Genomic DNA, 4,388 nt, shown 5'->3' with positions numbered 1-4,388 from the left:
GACATGACGGTTAAAGCCGCCAAAGAAGCAGCACTTGGGGCAGGAGCTAATATAAAGTTTATAAGTGCAGGTAAGTTAAGGAATTCGGATTTAAAAAAAATCAAAGAGATAAACCCAAATATAATTTTAATTGCTGGCGGTGTTGATTATGGAGAGAGGGATACTGCTCTTTACAATTCAGAATTAATTGCAGAATTGGACTTGAATATTCCGGTAATATATGCTGGTAATATTGAAAATCATGAAGAAGTTAAGGAGATTTTTGAAGGCAAAAAATCGGAATTATATATAGTTGAAAATGTATATCCTAAAATAGATGAATTAAATATTGAGCCTACAAGAGTTGTTATCCAAAACGTATTCGAAAAACATATAATACATGCTCCAGGTATGCAGAAAGTAAGGGATATGGTGACAGGTCCTATTATGCCTACACCTGGTGCAGTTATGGAGGCTTCAAATCTATTATATGAAGAGATTGGTGATTTAATTACTATAGATGTAGGAGGAGCTACAACAGATGTTCATTCTGTAACTGAAGGTAGTGAAGAAATATCTAGGATACTCATAAATCCGGAGCCTTTAGCTAAAAGAACTGTAGAGGGAGATCTAGGGGTATATGTAAATATGCACAATATTGTCAATATGGTAGGAAAAGAAGAATTGATGAAAGAATTGAATTTATCTTTAGAAGAATTAGAAAACCTATTGGGTAATAATAAACCAATACCTGAATCCCAATTAGAAAAACAGTTTATTGAAGAACTAACTCTTCACGCAGTCATAACTGCAGTAACAAGACACGCAGGAAAGTTAAGGCATTTATATGGACCAGGCGGTAAGACGACTTTAGCAGAGGGGAAAGATTTGACTAAGGTTAATACCATTATTGGAACAGGTGGAGCTTTGACTAGACTACCTAATAGAGTAAAAATACTAAAACAAATTGCTATAAGCAGTAAAGGCAATGAATTATTACCATCAAAAGAATCGAAAATACTTATAGACAATGAATATATAATGGCTTCCTTAGGAGTTATGTCAAGAAAATATCCAGAAGAAGCATTAAAATTATTGAAAGATAGTCTTAAATATAGTTGTGGTGAATAATGTAGTATTGTAGATTAATGGGACGTAAACGTCGTGAATTGTGAATTAAAACCTTAAGAATTAAAAAGAAGGTTATGCTTGTAATGTTATGTGCATCAACGGGTTGACATATTACGGGTTGACACATAGGTCAACCCCTACGGTGTAGAATATATCATATATTGTAGGGATGGACCTGTGTGTCCATCCGGTTTCATACTTATAAATTATACATAAAAAACAGGAGGTAAATATGTATTATCCTAAAGTCCAAATAGATTTAAAAAAGCTACAACATAATGTAAAAAGGGTAGTTGATTTATGTAAAAAGCAAGACATAAAAGTAGCAGGAGTTACAAAAGTGTTTTGTGGACATCCTGAAATTGCAAAAGCCTACGTTGATGGTGGAGTAAGCTATTTGGCAGACTCTAGAATTGAAAATTTGATAAAATTGAAACAGTTTAAAATACCCAAAATCCTCCTAAGATTACCCATGATATCTGAAGTAGAAAAAGCTGTTGAATATGCAGATATATCCCTTAATTCTGAAATTGAAACCATTAAGGAATTGTCTAGAACATCGGTTAAAAAAGGAAAAATCCATAAAATAATATTGATGGTTGACTTAGGGGATTTACGAGAAGGATATTTTAATGAAGATGAAATATATGAAGTGATAGCAGAAATTTTAGACTTGAAAGGTATTGAATTATTAGGTATAGGAACTAATTTGACCTGTTATGGTGGGGTAATCCCTAGCGAAAAAAATTTAGGAAAGCTTGTAGATATGGGGAAAAAGCTAGAAGATAAATTTAACATCAATTTGGATATAATTTCTGGGGGTAATTCTAGCAGTTTACATTTATTATTAAAGGATAATAAAATAGAAGGTATAAATATGCTAAGATTAGGTGAATCTTTGGTACTAGGATATGAAACTGCCTATGGAAATAGGATAGACAATACTTACGACGATGCTTTCCAATTAGTTGCAGAAATAATAGAAATAAAAGAAAAACCCTCATTACCTACTGGTGAAATAGGAAGAGATGCTTTTGGAAAAATTCCTTCCTTTGAAGACAAAGGTATTAGAAAGCGAATGATAGTCGCCATAGGTAAACAGGATGTGGATTTTGACACTATCATACTAGAAGATTCGAAAGTTACAATATTAGGAGGAAGTAGTGATCATCTAATATTAGATGGAACTGATAGTGAAATAGATTACAAAGTTGGAGATAAACTTAAGTTTAAGTTAAGTTATGGTGGGATTTTAAGTACTATGACTTCAGAGTATGTAAAAAAGGAAATAATTTGAGTATAATATTAAATCAATATTATACATAGCATTTCATTAATTGAAAAGAAAGGCATTATTTGTACACAGAGGTTATAAAATAAAAAAGTCAGACCAAATTTTACTACCATTGACTTACAGTATAGATGCTCTAGTCCATATATAAAAGATAAAAACAACTAGGATAGATAAAAAATCTTGGTTGTTTTTATTAACCGAACTTTAGTTCTGCAAAAATAAAATTGCAGAATTAAAGTTAATCACACTTCATGTTCACTTAAATTAAGAATTATAGTAAGTGAATATTCAGTGTTATCATAATTAATATCCATATAACCATTATATTTATCTACAATATCTTCTATTATACTAAGTCCATATCCAGAAGAAAGATATTCTTTTTTATTATAAATGAATTTGTTTGAATAATTTTTAGCTGGATTATAGCTGTTGACAATCCTATAATAAAGAAAATATCCTTCAGGATATAGTTCTAAATTGATATATTTATTACTTTCATTACAATTTATACAAGCTTCTATGGCATTATCCAGAGTATTGAATAGAATTGAACTTAAGTCTATATCATCAATATTTAAATTTGGAGGAGCAACTGCTTTTATATCAAAATCTATACCTTGAACATTGGCTTCTGTATATTTATCGTTCAAAACTATATTAATTAAATTATTACCCGTGTTAATAGGATTGGGAATTGATTTAAGCTTGTCCTTTAATGAATCAATATATTCTAAATGAGCACCTTTCTGTTCATTACTCATTTTTTCTATTATTTTGATATGATTTCTTAAATCATGCCATATCTTTGATAGAACTTCATTTCTTCGTTCAAAATTTTTAATGAATTTTTCATTAGATTTATCATAAATTCTTTTAGTAGTTTCTTTTTGAAGATTAATATAAAAGTTATTTGCCTTAAAATACATATATATTGCACTCAAACCGATGAATAGATTAAATAGGCATATAAGAAATAAAATAAATATAGTGCTTTCATTTATAATACTTAAACTAGAATAAAATAATAGAACCATTGAAATAGTAGCTAAAGATAAAATTACAATCATTAGATAATTTAGGGTATTAGGAAGAATAATCTTTCGATTTAAAAATTTTCTATTAATAAAAGCATAGATTAAAAAGGATAAAAATTTGCTTATTAAACCGAAAAATGTATAGTATTTTGACAGCAAGTCCTCTATAGTTATGTTTAGAATATTAGATAGTAAAAATGAAACTACTAAATCAGAAATAATTAAAATAAAATAAAATAATATAACTGCTAAAATTCGTTTATAGAATTTTATATCATATATAAATGTAATTATGATAAGTATTATTGAAATAAGAATTAACCTAATATATGGAGTAAATCCAAATTTAATAAAAATAGTAGTAATTATAGAAACACAAATTATTATGAAAATATCTAGATATCTATAATTAACTTTAGAATTTTTAAATTTAGATAAAATAAATATAAAAAGTATACTTTCTATTATTGCAAATAAAACACCAATCACGATTATCCCTCTCTTTTAGATGAAATATATCTAAAAAATGTCTCTTTAAAACTACTGAGCCTTCTTCTTGAAATATATAGGGTATCCTTATTAGAGAGATTAATCTTATTATCTATCAAATCTTTAACATGATTAAGATTAACCATTATACCTCTATATATTTCAAAAAACTGTTTTTCTCTCAAATCATAGGGAATTTCCTTTAAATAGCGATAATTTGAAGTGTAGTTAGTTGTTTTGGTATGTACAATAACACGCCTATTCAGTACTTCAAGATATATAATGTCATAAAGTTTAAGATATATTTCAATATCACCTATTGGAAATGGATATTTTTCTGCTAGATATCCTAATCTTTTAATTAATGAATCAAGTATTCGATCTATCTCTTTATGAAAATGGCTTTTTCTTACAAAATTGAAAATCTGAAGATCTAAGACTTCATAAACTTTTTCGTT

4 protein-coding genes are annotated in these 4,388 nt (G+C 28.1%); 2 read left to right on the top strand and 2 right to left on the bottom strand.

Annotated elements, in window-relative coordinates; all coding sequences use genetic code 11:
- Both VK998_RS02790 and orr read left to right on the top strand, forming a co-directional pair.
- On the top strand, positions 1-1,110 hold a 1,110-nt coding region (locus tag VK998_RS02790; protein WP_325225227.1), incomplete at its 5' end, for a GlmL-related ornithine degradation protein.
- A gap of 232 nt (positions 1,111-1,342) precedes the next feature.
- Positions 1,343-2,407: an ornithine racemase Orr gene (gene orr, locus VK998_RS02785; RefSeq protein WP_325225224.1), complete on the top strand. Its 1,065-nt coding sequence runs from the start codon at positions 1,343-1,345 to the stop codon at positions 2,405-2,407.
- 239 nt (positions 2,408-2,646) lie between these two features.
- Here the strand turns inward: orr and VK998_RS02780 are convergent, their stop codons facing one another.
- Positions 2,647-3,930: a sensor histidine kinase gene (locus VK998_RS02780; protein WP_325225222.1), complete on the bottom strand. Its 1,284-nt coding sequence runs from the start codon at positions 3,928-3,930 to the stop codon at positions 2,647-2,649.
- Between the two features lie 2 nt (positions 3,931-3,932).
- A partial coding sequence (locus VK998_RS02775; RefSeq protein WP_325225220.1) for a LytTR family DNA-binding domain-containing protein occupies positions 3,933-4,388 on the bottom strand: 456 nt, incomplete at its 5' end.

The sequence above is a fragment of the Schnuerera sp. genome (assembly GCF_035459645.1).
GTDB lineage: Bacteria > Bacillota > Clostridia > Tissierellales > Tepidimicrobiaceae > Schnuerera.
This window is presented reverse-complemented; position numbering and strand designations above follow the sequence as displayed.

Excerpts from the sequence above, each read along its gene's own strand:
- orr (WP_325225224.1), top strand. The coding sequence starts at position 1,343 with ATGTATTATCCTAAAGTCCAAATAGATTTAAAAAAGCTACAACATAAT.